The sequence below is a fragment of the Fibrobacter sp. genome (assembly GCF_045131395.1).
Taxonomy (GTDB): Bacteria; Fibrobacterota; Fibrobacteria; order Fibrobacterales; family Fibrobacteraceae; genus Fibrobacter.
The window spans coordinates 14,371-32,556 of sequence record NZ_JBGUQY010000016.1; the positions used below are offsets into that span (position 1 = coordinate 14,371).

18 protein-coding genes are annotated in these 18,186 nt (G+C 41.9%); 4 read left to right on the forward strand and 14 right to left on the reverse strand.

Annotated features, from left to right (window positions below):
• Window positions 1–46: 46 nt before the first annotated feature.
• The 11 genes from ACJMNB_RS05185 to ACJMNB_RS05235 form a co-directional block, all read right to left on the reverse strand.
• Window positions 47–1,042 (reverse strand): McrB family protein, encoded by a 996-nt coding sequence (locus ACJMNB_RS05185; RefSeq protein WP_405339657.1) that lies wholly within the window; start codon window positions 1,040–1,042, stop codon window positions 47–49.
• Between the two features lie 398 nt (window positions 1,043–1,440).
• Window positions 1,441–2,613, reverse strand: coding sequence for a DUF262 domain-containing protein (locus ACJMNB_RS05190; protein WP_405339659.1), 1,173 nt, complete (start codon window positions 2,611–2,613; stop codon window positions 1,441–1,443).
• On the reverse strand, window positions 2,597–3,196 hold the full coding sequence (locus ACJMNB_RS05195; RefSeq protein WP_405339661.1) for a hypothetical protein: 600 nt from the start codon (window positions 3,194–3,196) through the stop codon (window positions 2,597–2,599). The genes ACJMNB_RS05190 and ACJMNB_RS05195 overlap by 17 nt, the downstream gene beginning before the upstream one ends.
• A 48-nt stretch (window positions 3,197–3,244) precedes the next feature.
• A complete protein-coding gene (locus tag ACJMNB_RS05200; RefSeq protein ID WP_405339663.1) occupies window positions 3,245–3,958 on the reverse strand; it encodes a hypothetical protein in 714 nt (237 codons plus the stop codon).
• 1 nt (window position 3,959) lies between these two features.
• The gene (locus tag ACJMNB_RS05205) at window positions 3,960–5,678 is read right to left on the reverse strand and encodes a DEAD/DEAH box helicase family protein (protein ID WP_405339665.1); all 1,719 of its coding nucleotides are present in this window, start codon (window positions 5,676–5,678) and stop codon (window positions 3,960–3,962) included.
• On the reverse strand, window positions 5,678–8,197 hold the full coding sequence (locus ACJMNB_RS05210; protein WP_405339667.1) for an ATP-binding protein: 2,520 nt from the start codon (window positions 8,195–8,197) through the stop codon (window positions 5,678–5,680). Before ACJMNB_RS05210 ends, ACJMNB_RS05205 begins: the two co-directional genes overlap by 1 nt.
• Window positions 8,198–8,208: 11 nt before the next feature.
• The gene (locus ACJMNB_RS05215; RefSeq protein WP_405339669.1) at window positions 8,209–9,327 is read right to left on the reverse strand and encodes a DNA cytosine methyltransferase; all 1,119 of its coding nucleotides are present in this window, start codon (window positions 9,325–9,327) and stop codon (window positions 8,209–8,211) included.
• 21 nt (window positions 9,328–9,348) lie between these two features.
• Window positions 9,349–9,726, reverse strand: a complete 378-nt coding sequence (locus tag ACJMNB_RS05220) for a hypothetical protein (RefSeq protein WP_405339671.1) — start codon at window positions 9,724–9,726, stop codon at window positions 9,349–9,351.
• A complete protein-coding gene (locus tag ACJMNB_RS05225; RefSeq protein ID WP_405339673.1) occupies window positions 9,701–11,161 on the reverse strand; it encodes a hypothetical protein in 1,461 nt (486 codons plus the stop codon). The genes ACJMNB_RS05220 and ACJMNB_RS05225 overlap by 26 nt, the downstream gene beginning before the upstream one ends.
• A 113-nt stretch (window positions 11,162–11,274) precedes the next feature.
• Entirely contained in the window at window positions 11,275–11,622 is a 348-nt protein-coding gene (locus ACJMNB_RS05230) for a hypothetical protein (RefSeq protein ID WP_405339675.1), read from the reverse strand.
• 210 nt (window positions 11,623–11,832) lie between these two features.
• Window positions 11,833–12,138, reverse strand: coding sequence for a hypothetical protein (locus tag ACJMNB_RS05235; protein ID WP_405339677.1), 306 nt, complete (start codon window positions 12,136–12,138; stop codon window positions 11,833–11,835).
• A gap of 74 nt (window positions 12,139–12,212) precedes the next feature.
• Here ACJMNB_RS05235 and ACJMNB_RS05240 point away from each other — a divergent pair, with 74 nt between their 5' ends.
• The 3 genes from ACJMNB_RS05240 (at window position 12,213) to ACJMNB_RS05250 (ending at window position 14,119) form a co-directional block, all read left to right on the forward strand.
• A complete protein-coding gene (locus ACJMNB_RS05240) occupies window positions 12,213–12,578 on the forward strand; it encodes a hypothetical protein (RefSeq protein ID WP_405339679.1) in 366 nt (121 codons plus the stop codon).
• A 772-nt stretch (window positions 12,579–13,350) separates the two neighbouring features.
• Window positions 13,351–13,545, forward strand: coding sequence for a hypothetical protein (locus ACJMNB_RS05245; protein ID WP_173653603.1), 195 nt, complete (start codon window positions 13,351–13,353; stop codon window positions 13,543–13,545).
• Window positions 13,520–14,119, forward strand: a complete 600-nt coding sequence (locus ACJMNB_RS05250; RefSeq protein WP_405339681.1) for an N-acetyltransferase — start codon at window positions 13,520–13,522, stop codon at window positions 14,117–14,119. The genes ACJMNB_RS05245 and ACJMNB_RS05250 overlap by 26 nt, the downstream gene beginning before the upstream one ends.
• Window positions 14,120–14,379: 260 nt before the next feature.
• Here the strand turns inward: ACJMNB_RS05250 and ACJMNB_RS05255 are convergent, their stop codons facing one another.
• Window positions 14,380–14,910, reverse strand: a complete 531-nt coding sequence (locus ACJMNB_RS05255) for an RNA-binding domain-containing protein (protein ID WP_405339683.1) — start codon at window positions 14,908–14,910, stop codon at window positions 14,380–14,382.
• Window positions 14,911–15,266: 356 nt separating this feature from the next.
• On the opposite strand from ACJMNB_RS05255, the gene ACJMNB_RS05260 reads away from it, so the two are divergent.
• Window positions 15,267–15,650, forward strand: coding sequence for a (deoxy)nucleoside triphosphate pyrophosphohydrolase (locus tag ACJMNB_RS05260; protein ID WP_405339685.1), 384 nt, complete (start codon window positions 15,267–15,269; stop codon window positions 15,648–15,650).
• A gap of 32 nt (window positions 15,651–15,682) precedes the next feature.
• Here the strand turns inward: ACJMNB_RS05260 and ACJMNB_RS05265 are convergent, their stop codons facing one another.
• Both ACJMNB_RS05265 and rsmA read right to left on the reverse strand, forming a co-directional pair.
• On the reverse strand, window positions 15,683–17,212 hold the full coding sequence (locus ACJMNB_RS05265; RefSeq protein WP_405339687.1) for a carboxypeptidase regulatory-like domain-containing protein: 1,530 nt from the start codon (window positions 17,210–17,212) through the stop codon (window positions 15,683–15,685).
• A gap of 142 nt (window positions 17,213–17,354) precedes the next feature.
• Window positions 17,355–18,134: a 16S rRNA (adenine(1518)-N(6)/adenine(1519)-N(6))-dimethyltransferase RsmA gene (gene rsmA / locus ACJMNB_RS05270; protein WP_405339689.1), complete on the reverse strand. Its 780-nt coding sequence runs from the start codon at window positions 18,132–18,134 to the stop codon at window positions 17,355–17,357.
• Window positions 18,135–18,186: the final 52 nt, after the last annotated feature.

Below are 18,186 nucleotides of genomic sequence, written 5' to 3' on the forward strand. Positions count from 1 at the left end.
ATCGAGTTTTTTATACACGTTCGCTCTAAAAAGGCTTTTTTAGGCGCTATTTTTCACCGATTTCCGCCATAAACCTGTTTAGAATATCTTTCTTTTCCGGCTTATAAAGATCTTGGAAGGTGAAATATCCATCATCTTTTGTGCGGAAGAACGACCCGTTCTTATGTTCATCCTTGCAAACTTCGTTCCAAAGGTAGAACATCACCTTGCCGAGGAAACGATCCTTTGAAATTACATTGCCGTTATCGGGTTTGATGAAGAATTCGCCAAGCTGCTTGTCTTCGGATTCGGTGAGAGTGAGAATTTTCCCGTTAACAGTCTCGACAAACCTTTGCCAGGAATACTGAGAACCATCAATGTCGATTTGGAAATTGACAGCATCCTTGCCTTCGAAACTGATCGGCACATATTCCCAATCGAAGCGGCGTTTGAACGCACTGTCCATGGGGAACAGCGACTGATCGCTGGTATTCATTGTGGCGAGAATATTCAGGTTCGGCGGGAGCTTCAGCTTGCCTTCACCAACCTTACTCTCGTAATCCGTCCAGATGTCTTTCAAGACAGATTCTTCTTTAAGCCACTTCGCAAAATCATAATCCGCATCTATGGAATATTGCGAGGCACCGGAGCCATCACGGTCGAGCAACTGGAAAATGTCACCGAAAATCTGTGCACAGTTGCCGCGGTTAATTTCTTCGATGACAAGGAAAACCTTAGCATCTGCAGCACCGGTCAAATGCAACTTCCATGCCGCGGCATAAGCCTTAGCGAAAACCTGCGGAACGAAGGAATAAGTGATTTTTTCACCATCTTTCTTAGGCTTGTAGGCTCCCACAAATTGCGCGTAGTCGTAATCCGGGTGGAACGCGGTGCGGAATTTATGGGATTCATCAACATCTTTTAAGCCATAGCCTTTTTCGGGGTCATCAATCTTGAAAGACTTACCGGTGCCAGGAGCGCCGAAGAGAATATTCTGATAATAAGGCGGATTACCTGTATTTTTATTTTTTTGTTCATCTATTACAGCATTATTTTCGAACAAATCACTCTTTATGTCAGTATCTGAAGAGTCCGCTTCTTCAATTATAATTTGGGGAACTTTGTCATAGACTCCCCTTTGCTTACAAAGATCTACAAACCATCTAAAGAAGTCTCTTCGGTTTGTTTCCGTTTCCGAATGATACCAATCGTTGCTTATAAAATACTTGTTGAACAAGAAGAATCGTTTGTAAAGGCGTCCATCATATTTATGATCATTTTCGGCAACGCTCTTTAGTAAGATAACTGGGATGTTATAGCGCCCCAGAAAGTTGTGTTTTCTGCAAAAAGGAATATCTTGAAGATTCCTTAAGTCATCTTCATTCAAAATATTTTCCTGCTGGAGAAGACCACTCCAGGCTTTGAATAGTTCTTCACTCGTTTTCATTTGGGGCCTCCAGCTTAAATCTCTTTATCTTCATCTTTATCTTCTTCTTCTGTGTTGCTCAGGTCCCCATTTAACTTCATTTTTAAAGAGTGCATAGCCTCAATCGTTTCGGGATCATGGATATCAGTAAATTTCAGAAGCACTTCTAAACGTATATTCCTATTAACTCTTTTTCGTGCACCTTCTGAAGACGCCAATTTATAAGAATTAATCAATTCAAAAATATGCTTTTCTTTTGGATTGAGCGAACCAACTAATTCTGTGTCATTTTTAAACCTAGAATACATTTTGGCAAAATCATTTAATCGTTCTGCACAGTCATCATCAATAATTTGCCCATTTTCTAGCAAAAGAAACACGAAACTAAATAATGTGTACATCTGAGTTTTTCTTCTTGCAAATAAAAACATTTCTTCAGATGTTAATAGACGATCAATGTTTTCAATAGCTGCTATTATTGCGGCCTTGTCAGCATCCATATCTGGATAGTCGTCTTTTAGATCGTCATATATTTCATTAAGTGCTTTTTGGTTGACTTGGTCTATTATCCCCTTTTTATACAACGTAATAATATTTGCACAGAATTCGATATTTTTCATCCTTCTCTCATCTGCATCAGAGAAAATTCGGACTTTTTCCCAGAAAGGTTCTTCAGAAAGTTCAACAGCAAGATTTGCAAACAAACCGGATTTTGAATGTCTCTTTTCTTGATCATTTAAATTATAATTCGTTAAATTTAGTCTATTAAAAATGTCTATAATATTTTCTCTTTCTACTCCTGAATGAAGCTCGATAACATACAAATTGTAATCCCAAAATTTAGATTTTTCTATTGGAGTCAAATCGTTAAAATATTTATCTTTGTATAGTTCTTTCGTCTCATTGTTCAGCAAAAATCTTTCAGACAATTTGAATTTCCCATTTGAAAATTCGGAAATCGCATTTATACGCTGTTGGCCGTCAACTATTTTTATAATCGACTCTCCAGTTGTCGGGTCAGCTGGGAGCTTCCAAAAAAATAATACTGGGACATACAAATCCAGCAAGATTGTTTCAATCAGACGAACCTTATCTTTTTCAACCCAGACAGAGTTGCGCTGAAAACTATTGTCCACTACCAGTAAACCTTGTTTAAACATTACGTTTATGTCGTGAATACGTATCTTTTTATCATCGGCTTGGAACATTATTTTCTCCTTTATTTTTTAACGCTCTAATTCCATTTAACTGATATTCTTGTAAATCATTCCAATTTCTATATAACCTATAGGTTATAGGGTGCGTAATCAAAAGCCTTCGCTGTAGATTTGCTGTTGCAGCATCGGCCTTTTCATCCCATTTTTTTCGCATTTCAGGAATCTCACGAATATCTTTATCATTAATGAAACCCTTATATATTGAGCTAGAAACACGTTCGAATAACCGGGGTGAAGGAAAATTATAGTTTTGATTGCAGCTGTCGCGAAAGTTCTGCCAATAATCATTGTATAATTGGTCTGAAACAATAGCAATATCAATGTCAGAATAATTTCCCAACATGTCACCGGCCCCAAAGGATTTGAAATCTTTTTTAGGAGATAGACTAAAACCAACCTTAGCACTGCCAACCATTTTTACACTGTAAAAACTAACATTAAAACTATTTGAAACGATTTCTCGAAAGAGGTCTATTTTGTCAATTAATTCAACCCCTTCAAGATGGCAACACTCTGTAAAATACCAATTTTTTGATTTGAGTATGTATTTAACATAAAAATCTTCAACACTCATCGTTGTCAAATCTTTTTTTAACAAATCTAGGTCTATCGGCATAATTACTTATTCCATGTATAAAACGTTAATTTCATTAATTTCACCAATATAACAAGATCGATTGTTTAGAATAATAGACGAAAAACTCTTTACGTTATGATTACAGTACAAAATTGGATAAACCCCTTTTGGCAATTTATATTTATTGGCAGACAAAAATAATACTTCACTATTCGGCATGGATAAGGCGTAAGCACCCTGTTCAAGAACTGTCAAATTATATGACGAATCCTTATTGAAATCGTCTATGCACTGTTTAATATCGTTAGTGACCACCGCATAAGAAAAACGATGGAGATTGCTTTGAATTTTAGACAACAATTCACAGAATCCTATTTGTTCAACAGGATTCATTTCGCGAAGAGTGCCAAATTCATGGGTTGATTTTTCCACATAAGCGAGATGTTTTTTCCCATTATATTTTAACCATTCAATATACGGCAAGTTGGCAAGAATCGTTTCTGGCTGATTTCGACTTGAACCAGAGCCGTGCAAAAAACCATCAACATGAACAATTCGCTTTTTTTGTAGTTCGCTCCAAAGATTTCTTATTTCATCTAAACTGCGTTTTCTTAAATTACCCTGCGCATTTCTTAACGACAGGGAACATTTTTCCCGTTCAATCGCTTCAACAGTAAGTTCAGCACCAGGTCTAATACTGTGCAGATGCAAGCCGACAAGTTTTTCAATGTCTTTTAAAAGATCATTATAAGTCATCATATCATTCCTCGAAAGCTGGAGGGAACTTTAAAACACTGGCATCTTCATCTGAAGATTCAATAGCCACAACGTCTTCTAACCATTGTCTTAAGAAAGATTCCGACTGAGAGTCCTCTTTATTCACTTTATAAAAAGCAACTTTATTCGGCAAGTCTATCCTAGTTGTATCTCGTCCAGACGAAAGCGAGTCTTTTAACGATAACCCAGCTGCAAATCGACGTATATCAGAAACAAAATCTAACACAATGACTTTATCTTTACCTTCGGATAAACGCAACCCTCTTCCTAATTGCTGGATGAATATTCTTCTAGAATGAGTCACTCTCTGAAATACTAGAATATTGACGTCAGGGACATCAATTCCTTCATTAAAAATATCAACAGCACAAATGACGTTAATATTCCCTTCGTCAAAATCACTTAATATTCTATTTCTTTTGTATTGCCCCATTGCTTCAAATCCGCGATCCGACGCATTGGAATAAATGGCTTCCGCCCGGCAGAAACCAAGGGCATTTATCTTATTTTTCATAGTTATTGCGTGCTCAATCGTTCCGCAAAAGATAATGGCTCTTGGATTGGCTTGTTCTTTCCAAGCTTCATGAAATGTGTCAACAACGGAATCATCCCATTGATTAATAAAAAGCGTTTTATTAATTTGCTTTGGAGAAAAAGATTTTCCTTTTATATTTTTTAAAGACGCCCAATCAATATTATTCGTAAATATCCTATAATCAATATTTGCTAAAAAACCGTTTTTCAGCCCATCGATGATGTCAACGCTTATTTTGGGTTCGCCAAAGTATTTCGATATTTGAACTTCATCGGCCCGCCATGGTGTCGCCGTCAATCCTAACGCAAACGCTCCATTTTCCTTTCCTGCAGCTAAAAAATCAAACACTTGATCATACATTGATGAACCGACATGATGGCATTCATCAACCAATAATATGTCAAATAAGGGAAGATCCTTTCTATTCGTTATATAATTGTAAACTGTATCAACGCAAGCAAATGTAAAATCTGCATTTTCCAAGCTTTCGTTATTTTGCGGTTCATAATTATTCCAAACAAGGGTCTTTTCTGAAGGCTTAAGAAAAGGCCAAAACGCACGCTCCAGTTGGTACACTAAATCATTTGTATGCGCGCAAACAAGAACTTTTTTTGGTTCTATCGCTCGAATTCTTCGAATACTTTCTGCAGCAACAAATGTTTTTCCTAAGCCAGTGGCAAGAACCACAAGAGCTTTCTTTTCGCCCGAAAAATACGCACCCGTGATTTCTTTTATCGCCGATTCCTGATATTTACGAATGCTGCGAGTATTCAAAAATTTTTCAGGCAGTTTTTCTGTTTCATTTACAAGTCTAGACGCATCCCATAATTGCATCGGTATCTTGTTATAGCGCATTAAATTTTGCTGATACTGTTTAGCAGATGAATCAAAACCCATAGAGGCTACAACCACCGGTATATCAGCCTTATACTCATATAAAGCTTTTAACGTTTCTTCAAGAATAGAATCCCCTACAGCTTTTTTCCAGTGTTTTGCCTGAAACAGCCATTTTTTCCCGTATCGTATTGCAGTAACATCGGCTCCATGGTCATCACGTTGTCCAACAAGTCGAACATTTGTGTACCCCATATACAGAAGCAATCGGCAAATGTTTCGTTCAAAAGCCTGCCATGAACTGTTTGCGATGTCATGCAAATTATCGAACATTATGTCACCATCTCTTTTCTTAAAAATTCAATGGATAATTTCACCCGCTGCAGTGTTATGGAATCAGAATACTTATTTTCAAGGAATTGCAGAACATCATGCAAACAATTTTCATATTGTCGGATCACTTTTTCTCGCATAGACAATATATTGTCCTCTCCAAGAAGTTCTTCGCCACCAATAGCCAACGAATTTTTCCATATCGCGCCATTAAAGAATTTTTCTGGATTGTCATGGAATATAGACACTAGAAAAGAATACGGCACATAAAGTAAATAAGCTCCCGAATCCTTAAGTTCGCCTATTGTCGAAAGGTCGATTTCGCTAGAAATCAATGAATTGGTCAGACTTTTTTTCTGTTCGTTATCGAGTTCATTGAAATATGTCGCTGCATGTTCTCTCAAAAGATCGCTCATTTTTAAGCGCAAATCTTCCATAAATTCTGAAGCTTCTTTGTAGACAGAGTCTACATTAACTACTAGAGAACTTTTCCATCTAGTGTCTATAACCCGCCATATCAGATTACTCAAGCTATGCCCATTTTTGCTGCCACTTAGCGGATGCGCATTAAATAAATACATGGCAATCTCACTTGCAATCATTTGTTCTTTTGAAACATTATATTGCAAGAAAATTGGATGGCGATGATCTAAAAATACAGACATTTTTCCAATGCTCTTTTCCACAATAATTGGCGTCGTATGCTGTGATGTTGGAATTTGCATTGGTTTTCGAACCGCATAGACATCTACTTGAAGAGGCTGACTATTTTCTCCATCAGGATATCTGACTATTAAATTTGAACAAGACAGAGAATCAATTTTTTCCGAATTACTTAGTAAATTTTCTTCAGACAAGGGATTTTTAAAGCCCTTGGCCGAACCACATTTCGAACATTTTGACGAGTTGGCCGTATTCTTCGTCGAACAAACCTCACAAATCCAAGGTTCTAGGATTTTTGGCGTTTGATCCGTTCCGCAATGAGGGCAGGTTATCGACGATTTTGGAATAAATTTTCCACACGCCTCAAACACGCATGTTTTTCCATGCAATATATTCCCACAAACGCTACAAGTCTCGTCTTCTTTTAAATTCTGTGAACCACATTGAGGGCAAACAGGCAATTCTTCGACAGGTGGCTGATCAGCACTTTCTACTAACTTCCACCACTCACTATCATCATAATAACCAGGAAGTTTTTGTTTGAACTTTTCATAAAGCTCTCTTTCTTTATCACGAGATATTCTATGAGCAGATCCATCCTCCCAATACCCCATATACATGTCACCGCGACCAAAATTCCTGACTCGCCTATACGCTTGATAAAGTTTAAATAATGGCGATGTATTAGAATCTGCATTAGGCTGCGTTGGTTGCAAAGAGCTATTTCCACGAATAAACGTCATGGCCCTAGCCCATTCTGCACTTGTCCTTTGAAAATCCTGCTTCATAAAATCAACAGGAACAAAATCTAGATGAATTTCACCAACAATTCGTCCATACTGCGAGTCAATCGGATAATCCTTAATGGTTCTCTTAAATTCATCAACATATTCAAAGAAAGCATTCTTTTCTGCGATTTTTATCGCACGACCATTGCGGATCAGATCTATACCATATTCAGTATCAGAATCAAATCTTTGGATTCCAAGCCAACCTTTTATTCTTTCTTCAACAGTTCTAGTCGAATTTGAACCACAATGCGGACAAGAGGTTTCCTCTGACGGAAGAATCGCTCTACATTTTCCGCAACGTCGATTGGATCCTATAACTTGATCAAATTCAAAACACGCCGGAACATTTCCACTCTTTCGAACAACAAATCTTTTTTTGTCCCAAACGCAATGTTCAAAAGGAACGCATTTCTCCCCATTTATGGATATCTTTATTTTTCCTTCTCTTAAAATGGACGCATATCGCCGACCAATTTCTTCTCGAATTTTCGGCATCCCATACTGGATCAATTTTAAAATACAATTTCGATTTTGATTTCCCTCAGGCCACCAATCCCTTATCTCTATTATCGTCCCATGATTCCCAATAGCAAGCTCTTTCTTAGGAATTTCTTCTACATCTAGCGAGTAATCTTTTTTCTTATTAATTTCTTCAAGATTGATTTCGGTTTTCACCCAAACAGACATATCCGATCTGCTTGTATAAAAAGTAGTCCGATTGCCCAGCTTTCCTGTAGAGATATTAAATCCCATTCCAAAAAGACCCAAGGTGTCGTAAGGATTGTTCCCCGAATAGCCGGCTTTAATCGCCATTTCCGCAACTTCGGAAGTCATTCCAGGACCATTATCCTGAATCCGCAAGACACCCGAATTTTCACTTAAATTCTTTCTGCTAGGAAGCTCAATGACAATTATCGGGTCATCTATCTTTTCTCCGTCAATTTTTGCACTATAAAACGAGTCTATGGAGTTATCAATCAATTCACACAACGCATCCAACGGCTGTATGGACGTATGGGTCAGTGCAATCAAAATCTTCGGATCTGGTGTAAAATCGAATTTCATCTTTCCACCTTTTACTTTAACGCTTTTTCAAGATACTCGTGCAGTGATTTGGCAACCCCATTCGCAAGAAGATACGGGACTCCATTACCAATGGTTTTAAAACAATTTGTCAAAGTCATAGATGCAGGCAACGTAAATTCCTTTGGCAAGGATTGAAGAGCCATAGCTTCCGCGACAGACAGACGCCGTTCTTTATACGGATGCAAATGCACCTCATTATTTCCATATGCAACAGTAGGAGAAAACCGCCAACGGTGAATTCTTTTATATGATTTTTTATCCGAATCACCTTCCGGAATAGTTTGCATCCTAGAAAGACCTGCCTTGGGCTTGAAAAACCGATCACCGTCGGGATGATGTTCTACATCATTTTTTTCGAACCAGTATTCTACAGTTAAATCCTTCGCTATTCCATCTGGACACGACAACACAGAATCTTTTTCAAAAGGATCTTTCTGTGGCCACGAAATTTTTTTTACATCGTCCAAAGAATGCTTTATGTTCGCCCCCCATGGGAACCCTTGTAACTGATCTTTTTTATAAAAATCTTTTTTCAATAGATTCTTTTTCACACCAATCAGTATAATTCGATCTCGATCTTGTGGAGCACCAAATTCCAAAGAATTACTTAATCTATCGGTAAGGCAATAGCCTGCATTAACAAACGCCTTCTTCAATTCATCATAAAAAAGCCGATGTTTTTTTGTTTTCCACAGCCCTTTTACATTTTCAAACAAAAAGAAATCCGGTTTATACGTAATAATAAGATTTGTGTAGGACCAAGACAGCACGCCATTCTTTCCGTCTCGCCCCCTTTGTTTTCCGGCAATCGAGAAATCAGGGCATGGCGGCCCCCCAATAAATCCAGTCACGTTTCCATCATTTTTCAAATTATTTTTTAAACGTTTTCCGGTTTCTTCATCCTTCAAATAATTGTTAATATCGAAATTATCATAACCAAACTTCGGAAACTTGAGATTCATTTTTTTTCGGGAATACTTATACGCCTCTATAAAAGGCTTAAAATATTCATTTACCTGAACAATGTTAAATCCGGCTTTTTCAAAGCCAAGGTCAAGCATTCCACATCCAGAAAAAAAAGAAAAAACATCACACTTTTTTTTAGTCATATAACAATCTCGATCAATTTTTCACACTTCCACATACGCAAATGACTGCGGAGCGGATTGAACGTTAAAATCAGCCAAAGACTTCTGCTTGCGGTACTTCTTTGTCGAGGCAACCTTTATCGCAAAGGCTTTGTCGCGACCTTCAAAGTATTCGTTGTAAAACTCTTGAGTAATTCCAGAACTAAAGCTTGTCTGAATCCAAATATTGTCTGGAGTCCCGCTCAAAATAGTCTCTATTTCAAACTCACCGATAACCTTCTGCTCCGGCGAAGAAGAATATACTATCACCTTCTTTACAGAAGTATCTTTGAAGACCTGTTTACGAAACTCGAACTTTTTCGAGCCTTCGAAAATCTTGTGTGCGAATTCTGGCTTAATCGACAACAAAACGGCCTTCACTAGCGGTCTCCTTCAAGATAGATTCGAACTGGGCCTTAGAAATCTTGAAAAAACCTCTCGGGGCATCGTTAACACCCTTAAAGATTCCCAAATCAATAAGCCGTTCCATATTGATTCTCTTCGGGAAAGAATATACATAGAGAAAATTAACAACAAATGGCTTCTGTGGCTTATAATCCCACATTTTTTCCAGCTCTTTTTCAGGGAAAACGCTGCCCCTCAAACAATACTGAATGAACTCAGCCTTATTCGTAAAACATTCCCTTGTGTCAGTTACCATTCCAATGGTCGTAACAACACCTTTATAGAGTCCACCGGTCCTGTAGAAAACCAAAATATCGCCCTTCTTAGGGTGCGGCGCCAGCGCCCTAGACACATAGACCTTTGATATTCCATTACGATGCGGGGAATCTTCGACAAAATCTTCGGGAGACTCCGTGTTCAGGATGGAATCGGGAAGCAATTCGGTATGGTACTCCGGGTAAATAGGAACGATATACGTATCGCGATTTTTGGAGATGTAGGGATATGTTCTATGTACATTTTCACCATCGAATACCGGAGAGAAATCGCGCACATACACATTCTCTTCACCCTTCTTGCCCCAATAGGTAAAGCCCCATTTTTCCATGAGACTAATCAGACGTTTCTGTTCATCGCTCCTATCGAAAATCGTTACGTATATTTCGTCAACCTTGTGCTTTAAAGCGTTATCAAAGATAATCTTTAGGAAACGTTCGCCAAGCCTAAAACCGTTGGAGATAACTTTGAACGTGCCAACCTTAAGTCTCTTTTTAGTCGGTAGAGGAGGAATGATGTCAGCATAGTTTTCGTCTGCACCTTCAATTTTCAGATAAAGAAACGAAAGGAGTTTTCCCTTGTTGGAATTAATTGTTATATAAGCAGTCTCATTGTGTTTTTTCTGGAACCATTCCGTAAAACCCGGATAATCGTCTTTCAGAGATTGGAAAAACGGATCGTTAAGGTCAATCATTCCGAACGGTATTTTTTGGACATTCAAAACCTTATAATCGACCATCTCCGGATTTTCAGCGAAAACCTTTTCAAGGAAACGGTCAACATCAACAACTTTATCTGTAAGGTTAAGAGATTTCGCCCTATCATGGATTTTTTCATTTTCAGAAATCAACAAATCCACACGATTGGACGCCACTTCATTTAATAGGACAGCGTTTACGGAATCTTCATCGGTCCAATCCTGCGATGTAGAGTTCCCAAGAACCTCATATCCAGTTAAATCCAGACTTTGATTACCAACACCCCCTAACTTCATTATTTTTTCTACAGTCTTGGCGTGAATAACCTTTTGGCACTTGGATCGATTAAGCCACTTGAACAGGATTTGAGAGTCCTGATTAGATTTGTTCGCAGAAACCTTGTTAAGGAAAATGCTTGTATCGAGTAAAACTTTCATATGACCTCCGTGATGCGGATGAATAAATTACCATATGAAAATCTACATTTTTCAAGATGTCATATTATGACATATATAATTTCATTCAAGAGAACATTCCAATTCTAAGAACGTTATTTAAACTTCCCAATTATAATCCTCTTGCATCCATTATTCAAAAGCACATCCGTTTTCAAATCTTTTTTTTCAACATCCACTTTCGTCACTTTTTTTAGCCTATATACGGGATTTCTTGAATTATGATATTTTATTTTTTCAACCTTCTTTTTATCCATCAAGATTCCCAATACACTATAGGTCAAATAATCCCTTTGCCCGCCTTCATGCGAACTATGCAAATTCAGTTTTTCTGCAATTTCAGAATTCGTGAGGCCTTCATATTTGCCTAGTAAAGCCAGAATCGCTTCTTCCATTTGTTTCAAAGCGTCGCTGGCTAATTTTTTTATTTCTTCACCCGTCATATAAAGCTCCCAAAAGATTTATGTCCTAAGAGTCACACAGGACACCCTGTCATTATAATGATTTTCTAGTTGCATTTTTTCCAAAAAATACTAAAAAAGTTTACCGCTATATTTTTACGAGGGTTTTAGGGGGTGGCCCCCTAGAAGAGGGGGTAGAGAAAGCCACGGCGTGCCGGGGCTGCAGCGAGGGGGAGGCCTCCCCCGTCAGGGTCATTCTTCCAGGAGGACGATGGTGTCGGATTCGTCATATTCCTTGCCGAAGGCCTCCTTGTAGCACGACTGCAGGGCAGCCTTTGTGCCGGGGCTCTCCGTGAAGAGGAACATTCCGCTGTCTAGGCAGTCCATGTCCAGCTCGCCGTCTATGTCTATGCATTCAGGCCGGAAGGTGGACCACAGGTAATAATCGACATAGCCCGCCCGGATGTCTTCGCGGAGGAGGTTGTCGCCCGTGCCCGGCTGGATTTTCAAGAAGATCTTTTCGCTTTTTACCCACGCGAGGAGCGCTGTATCGTGCATTGTGCAATTTCTCCGGTTTTGCAGTGTCCCTTTCCACGCCAAAATATAGATCTTCGGAAGCGTCATTTTTTGTCATGTACATCGGCGACTTTTCAGGTTCCTCGCCGAGCAAGGCAAGAAAGAGACTCTTCAAAGTCGCAATTTGCGACTTTGAACGAATGGTTGCAATAAAAACCTTTTCTCCACAGTATTTGCAAAATGATCTGTACGCTAAGTTCATAAAAGATGTATCTTTAGAGAAGATCGAAGACGAACTGCTTCTTAGGGTGGTAGACGAAATGACCGACATCAAGTACGAAAAGGAAAGCTCTTTTTTGGATGGAATGGACGCCAAGGCTCGCGAAATGGCGAGAAAGATGCTCGTTAAAAACAAGCCTGTTGAAGAGATTGTTGAATTTACAGGTTTGTCCGAATCAGAAATTCTAGGAATAAAAGGTTAAAAGCCTTTTATCACCCAATATTTATTCAAAGAAACCGATCCCTAAAGGCCGGTTTTTCTATTTGCATTATTCATACATTTTGACACCACTGGTGACAAAATTGCCGCTCCAATGGCGAGACAATTTTCATTTCAGCAGTTGCCAAACGCCCTTTACCTTGGAATGTTTGGGCCTTCGGATTGATTTTAACGCCTTGAAAACATCCTCTACTATTTTCGATGGGAACACAGGAACTTTTATTTTTGTCCCTTTTCGTGTCCCTTTTTTTGACCCTTTTTGCGGCTGTTTTTAAGTGCCGTTACCATGTAAAAAATAGCGAATTTTCGAAAATTTAATCATTTTACAGGATAAAAACCTCTATTTTTATTTCAACAAAAACCGTCATTTTTGACGGTTTTTATGATGATTTTTATGACGGTTTTTTGATACTTTTCCTGATATTTTTTTTGATACCTTTTGCGATTTTTTATGCAAATTGCGACCTCAAAAATTCCCGGGGTTTTAGGGGTGTCCCCCTAGGCGAGGGGGTAGAGAAAGACGGATGGAGATCCCCGGTCAAGCCGGGGATGACATCCGGCTGTAACGAGGGGGAAGCCTCCCCCATCAAACAAAAATCTTTTTACATGGAAAATGGTATTCAAACGCTCGAAAAAAGCGTGTATATATAAAGATAGGGACAGTCTCTATTCGCCCAACGGGGGCGTTCCCGCTTTATGGAAAATTCAAGCAATGTTGACTAAAACACCAAATAATTATAGATTTTGGGGGTATTATGGCTCTTGAAATAAGAAACATCCCCGTTCTTACTGGCTCCGCGGCAGAGTCGTTTATCCGCGCAGCTGAGGAACGCGAGAAGAACCCGCGTCGCCTTGGGCTCAAGGTTTCCTTCGCCCAGATCGACGAAATGGCCGCCCGCGCCCGTTCTTACAGAGAGGCCCATAATGGAAAGAATCCGTTTAGCATCTGATTGCACGATTTATCCCATCGACAAGAATACCGAGTTGTCCTCGTTCTGCTGCGGCGACGAGGATCTTGACGATTTCTTCAGGAACGACGCCTACCTGTATTCTGCGCAGTTGTTGGGAAAGAGCTATATCGCAGTGACGAATTCGGGCGCTCCGCAAATTGCATGCGCGTTTACTCTGGCCAACGATAGTATCAAATCGACGATGATTCCGAAATCTTCGCGGAACCGCCTGGAGCGCAAGGTGCCGAACGCAAAACATACGCGGACGTATCCGGCGTTGCTGATTGGGCGCTTGGGTGTAAACGGACAATTTCAACAGAGTGGCTTGCATTTGGGTAGCCAGATTATTGATTACTTAATTTCCTGGTTTATCCATCCCGACAACAAGACGGGGTGCCGCTTTATGGTTGTCGATGCGTACAACAAACCTGAGACTATTAACTTCTACCAAAAGAATGGTTTCCGCTTTTTGTATCAAGACGAGAGCCTTGAGAAAGAAGCTTTCCATGTCAGTGTCGACCAGTCCTTGAATACTCGGATGATGTATCTGGATTTGATTGACTTTGTTTCGTAGAAAAGGCTACGGTTGCAATTTTTGCAATAGTTGCCGCGTGGTATAAATATTGTCGCACCGATGGTGCGACAATTCCTATTTCGGCTCGCACTTTTTCAGTTTCAATTTGTTTATCATCTTCGACACTTCCAGCACCACATCCGTGTATTTAGCCTTTTTCGTGTCGAAGCAAAGATCCTTATCAATATCAACGAATCTTATACAATTGCCCCCGGGAATTCGCAAAGAATATGTGTAGTCCATTTTTCCTCACTTTGGGGTTAACGATCCCTCCGTAAGATTTTCCAATGGCCACCAAAATCACCACCATACCGGGCAATAATCTTTTGCTTTTTTAGTTTATTGATGCATTTCTGCACTGCAGAAGGCGCAATTTCAGTAATTTCAGAAAGCTTCGCTCGTGTGACCGTTGGATTAGCTATGATTGCGTTCAAAACCGCGTCAATGCTGCTATTGCCGTCGGTCTGACCACCTCTCTGACCACCTGTCTGACCACCATCTTTTATACCATTATTTATCTCCTCACTAAAGGTTTCCCGGTACGCAGAAGAAAGCTTAACTTTCAGCATAAAGTCGTACAACTTATATTCAGGAGCAGGATTCCCGGCGGATTCATCCTTACAAGCGACATATTCCACCTCTACATTTATCGACGGAACACAATAATCAAGAGGAGCTCGCAGCAATTCATTCAAATGTTTGGGATTATTGTCGACACCGACAATTCGCCCATCATCTTCTATTCCAAGGACAATATCACCTCCATCGGCATTGGCGAAACTCTTAGTCATTTTTCACATTTCCTATTATGAAGCAACACAACAAATACGCCGGCAAATACGGCGCACTTTGTGCTATTGCGTTTTTATTTAATTGGGATGATCTTGCGATTCTGTTGGCGGGGGCTTTCCCCGGCATTACCTAGCATTCGCTTTAGCGAACGCGCCCGAGCAGGTCGTGTTCCTGCCAGCTATCCAACAACATCAACAAGAAGGTTGATGGGCCCCGCCGCGAATGCACGTACGGACCAAGTGGTCTATGTCGACTGTCGCGAGGATTTTCTGAACTACAAGATGCAATATAGGTTACAAAAACAATCTTGTCAATAAGCTTGCGTAATCCAAATCCCTTTTCTAAATTTCGCTCCATGAAACGCATCGAAGTAGTTGCAGGCATCATTAAAGAGGGCGGCAAGATTTTTGCCACCCAGCGGGGCCACGGCGAACAGAAGGGATTCTGGGAATTTCCCGGCGGCAAGATGGAGCCGGGCGAAACGCAGCAGCAGGCCCTTGCCCGCGAACTGAAAGAGGAACTGGCCATCGACGTGAACGTGGGCGATTTCCTCTGTACGGTGGAGCACGACTACCCCGCTTTCCACTTGACCATGCACTGCTATTTCTGCACCATTGCCGGCGGCAAGGCGCCCGAGCTCTTGGAGCACGAGGCGGCCAGGTGGCTTACGCCCGCGGAGCTCCATTCGGTGGACTGGCTGCCCGCCGACATAAAAGTCGTCGACGCGATCGAGAAATAAACGAAAAACCCCGCTTTCGCGGGGCATTTTTCTTAGAACTGTTCAAAGAACTTGTGGACCTCTTCGGGCACCCAAGTCTGTTCCCAGTTCCAACCGATGTTCATGTTGCCATTGTCATGCGCAGTCCACTGGTGGTCTCCGGGCCAGCTGCACCATTTTACGGGGAAGCGTTCGTCGACGTTCTTGAAGTCGTAGCAGACGTGTCCGGTGTTGCCCTTGACTTCTTCGGGCTTTTCGCTGCTCGCGTCAGTGAAGTTTTCGTCGGCATCGGCCTTACCGTTACGCTTCAGAATTCTCGGAAGGGCGCTGTTCTTGGCGCGGCTGTAATCGCAGCGGCCATCTTTCACGCCGTGAACGTTCATCCAGGCGATAGGCAGTTCCTTCATGTTGTTGCCTTCGGGCAGCCAAATGTTGTAATCTGCCACAGCGTAGGTGGCGGCAGCACGCACGCGGCTCTGCATGTCTTGCATCAGGGAGTAGCTGAACATGGCGCCAAAGCTGAAACCCGTAATGAACACGCGGCTGGTATCGATGCAATAGTTCTCTTCGAGGGTGGTGAGCGTTTGGGCGAAGAAGTCGTGGTCGCCCTGGCCCTTGGTCCATACGCCGTCGATGGCATCCAACGAAACGAAGATGTAGTCACCGTTCTTGTCCAAAACCTGCTGGCCATAGTATGGTGTCGGGTGGTCATAGTCAGCATCGTGGTGCACAAAGTCTTCGCCGCGGCTGCCATAGCAGTGCAGTGCGAAAAGCACCTTGTGAGGTTTCTTGTTGTCGTAATTCTTGGGTAAAGTGATAAAATAGGTGCGGTTGTCGCTGCCTACCCTGATTTGGAACTGGTCGCCGTTCTCGACGCTCTTGACCTTCTGCAACTTGGATGTGGTGCCGCAGCCCTTGCTCGGGGTCGGGTTGTTGCCAAGTGCATAGCCAAACTTGAACTTCTCTTCGCTCTTGTTGAGCTTTACATCGAGTGTGGTATCCAGTGTGCCGAGGGGCACGGTGAGCGTGTCGAAACCTTCGGCCACAAAGCGGATCGCTTCGTCTTGGGCGGCGTCTTTCATAAGGGCGCCATTGGGGGCATCACTTGCAGCGGCGATTCCGCTGGCGTTACCGTCGGTGGTGAACTTGAAATTCTGCTTGGCGCTACCCACAGAGACCTGTGCAAAGTAGGTACCGCGGGCCTTGACTTTCTGGGTCAGGTCGAGAGTGCCGGCGCCCTGCAGAGTCTTCTTGAAAACCTGGTGGCCAAGGGAGTTGAAGATCTTTACCTGCACGGGCGAGGCGCTGCTCTGGGAGTAAGAGAGAATGCCATTGTTGATGCCGATATAGCCGGGCTTGCTCACAGAAGCGATTGCTTGAGCACCTTCGTCTTCGTGAATGGTGAATTTCCCCTGGCTGTCGGTAGTTGCGCTTTTGCCTTCTTTGAGGAGGCTGACCGAAGCGCCCTGGAGGGCCTTGCCCTGATCATCGGAAACGGTTCCCGAGATGGTGTAGGCAGACGCCACACCGCAAAATGCCAAGAGGCACGCGGTCGTAAAATGACTCTTTGCTTTTATAAGCATATTTACTCCTTTTTATGTATCACCATAACAAACACACCTTACTATAAACTAACTTATAATATGAATAAATTCCCATGGCCATTCTCCTTGGCCATGGACGAATCGTCTATAAAAATATTTTTACCGATTTTAGGTAGAAAGGCTACCCGACAATCACCTTGTAGAATTCAAGGAACTGCGCGGGGGATAATTCCTCGGCGCGGACTGTTGTGGGGTAATCCAGCAGCTCGATGGCTTCCTGAATCTTCTTCTTGTCGTAAGCGCGGCCGAACGAGTTGGCCAGCGTCTTGCGCTTTTGGGTGAAGGCGGCGCGCACGAAGTCAAAGAAGCCCTCGGGAGCCTGCAGGGCGTCGGCCTTGGGGGTCAGCAACATGGTGGCGCTATCCACATTGGGGCGGGGCGTAAAATGCTCCGGCCCGATCTTGCGGAGAATCTGGGTGTCGGCGTAGGCGGATACCAGAACAGAGAGGCTGCCGTAATTGCTGCTGCAGGGGCTTGCACAAATGCGCTCGGCCACTTCCAGCTGCACCATTCCCATAAAACCCTTGGTCAAGTGCAGTTTCGGCATGAGCCCTGCAATAATCGCAGTCGACACATTGTAGGGCAAATTTCCTGTGACCCAGGGTTTTTCGTGGGCATCCAAAAAAGCCTGCAAATCAAACTTTAAAAAGTCAATGTTTTCGATATGGAAATTCTCGCGGCCCTGGAATTTTTGTTGCAAAAATTCCACGCACTGCTCGTCGATTTCGACGGCAGTGAGTTGCACGTCGCGCTCGATCAAGTGTTCCGTCAAGGCGCCGTGCCCAGGGCCAATTTCAAGCACCCATTCGCCCGCATTCGCCGGCAAGTCCCCCGCAATCATCTGTGCGGTAGGTACATCCAAAAAGTTCTGTCCAAATTTACGACGGCGGGCTCTATCCATGTCGCCAAAGATAGAAATAAAAAGCCCGCAAATCAATTGCAGGCCATTCAAG

Coding starts and splice junctions, on each gene's coding strand:
- ACJMNB_RS05190 (WP_405339659.1), bottom strand. CDS start 2,613: ATGTTCCAAGCCGATGATAAAAAGATACGTATTCACGACATAAACGTA.
- ACJMNB_RS05195 (WP_405339661.1), bottom strand. CDS start 3,196: ATGAGTGTTGAAGATTTTTATGTTAAATACATACTCAAATCAAAAAAT.
- ACJMNB_RS05200 (WP_405339663.1), bottom strand. CDS start 3,958: ATGATGACTTATAATGATCTTTTAAAAGACATTGAAAAACTTGTCGGC.
- ACJMNB_RS05205 (WP_405339665.1), bottom strand. CDS start 5,678: ATGTTCGATAATTTGCATGACATCGCAAACAGTTCATGGCAGGCTTTT.
- ACJMNB_RS05210 (WP_405339667.1), bottom strand. CDS start 8,197: ATGAAATTCGATTTTACACCAGATCCGAAGATTTTGATTGCACTGACC.
- ACJMNB_RS05215 (WP_405339669.1), bottom strand. CDS start 9,327: ATGACTAAAAAAAAGTGTGATGTTTTTTCTTTTTTTTCTGGATGTGGA.
- ACJMNB_RS05225 (WP_405339673.1), bottom strand. CDS start 11,161: ATGAAAGTTTTACTCGATACAAGCATTTTCCTTAACAAGGTTTCTGCG.
- ACJMNB_RS05230 (WP_405339675.1), bottom strand. CDS start 11,622: ATGACGGGTGAAGAAATAAAAAAATTAGCCAGCGACGCTTTGAAACAA.
- ACJMNB_RS05235 (WP_405339677.1), bottom strand. CDS start 12,138: ATGCACGATACAGCGCTCCTCGCGTGGGTAAAAAGCGAAAAGATCTTC.
- ACJMNB_RS05240 (WP_405339679.1), top strand. CDS start 12,213: ATGTACATCGGCGACTTTTCAGGTTCCTCGCCGAGCAAGGCAAGAAAG.
- ACJMNB_RS05245 (WP_173653603.1), top strand. CDS start 13,351: ATGGCTCTTGAAATAAGAAACATCCCCGTTCTTACTGGCTCCGCGGCA.
- ACJMNB_RS05250 (WP_405339681.1), top strand. CDS start 13,520: ATGGAAAGAATCCGTTTAGCATCTGATTGCACGATTTATCCCATCGAC.
- ACJMNB_RS05255 (WP_405339683.1), bottom strand. CDS start 14,910: ATGACTAAGAGTTTCGCCAATGCCGATGGAGGTGATATTGTCCTTGGA.
- ACJMNB_RS05260 (WP_405339685.1), top strand. CDS start 15,267: ATGAAACGCATCGAAGTAGTTGCAGGCATCATTAAAGAGGGCGGCAAG.
- ACJMNB_RS05265 (WP_405339687.1), bottom strand. CDS start 17,212: ATGCTTATAAAAGCAAAGAGTCATTTTACGACCGCGTGCCTCTTGGCA.
- rsmA (WP_405339689.1), bottom strand. CDS start 18,134: ATGGATAGAGCCCGCCGTCGTAAATTTGGACAGAACTTTTTGGATGTA.